The sequence below is a fragment of the Bartonella sp. MR63HLJHH genome (genome assembly GCF_042194155.1).
Taxonomy (GTDB): Bacteria; Pseudomonadota; Alphaproteobacteria; order Rhizobiales; family Rhizobiaceae; genus Bartonella; species Bartonella grahamii.
The window spans coordinates 1-743 of record NZ_JBHIMN010000047.1; the positions used below are offsets into that span (position 1 = coordinate 1).

Annotated in this window: 1 pseudogene; it reads right to left on the reverse strand. The window is 42.4% G+C overall.

From position 1 onward, the window contains the following. Positions 1-743 (reverse strand): annotated as a pseudogene (locus tag ACFIKQ_RS09060) (hypothetical protein); the annotation flags it as partial.

The following is a 743-nucleotide window of genomic DNA, read 5'->3' on the forward strand; positions in this document are numbered from 1 at the left end:
GCTGAACCAACATCGTTATATGAACTAGTCGTTACTGTACCATTGTCAGTAATATTAGAGATCTTATAAGTCGGAGCTGTAAAAGCACCATCTGCAAATGTTGAACCACCACCAAAATATGTCGCAGCCTTGTCGCCCAATGAATGAAGCTGATCACCATTTACGGCATCATGTGAATCCTTGGCAATCTTACCAGCAGCAACATTATGCAATCCAACCTGACCCTTGCTCGGATCTCCAAAAGTCACACTGTTTTGTTTCGCTTTAGGTGCTGTTCTGGTAAGTGTACTGACCTCTTCTGTATCTTCTTCCGTATCGTAGAAAACTGCTACTGAACGCACGTCATTAATTTCATTCGTAAGTGCATCCACATTTCTATCAAGCTGGGCTTTATTAACCGCTTCGTCGCTCTTTTCTGCATCCTTCACACCAGAGAGAGTTCGAGCCTTACTATCCTTATCAGCAACAGTGATTGTCGTACCATCTTTTTCGCCACCAATCTTGATCAGTTTCTTCTCTTCATTCCACTTAACAAGACTATCACCTTTTACATTGGTAATATCGTTTTTAATATTCGTGAAAGATGTACCAACATCAGCAAAAGCTTCTGCAACAGTAGTATACTTCTTCTCTTCTTCAGTACCATCATCCTTAACCGATTTAACCGTGAATGTAGGAGCAGTCCATGCACCATTCTCATACTTGGCGCCACCGCCTAAAGACGTAGCAACCCCTGTGCCCAA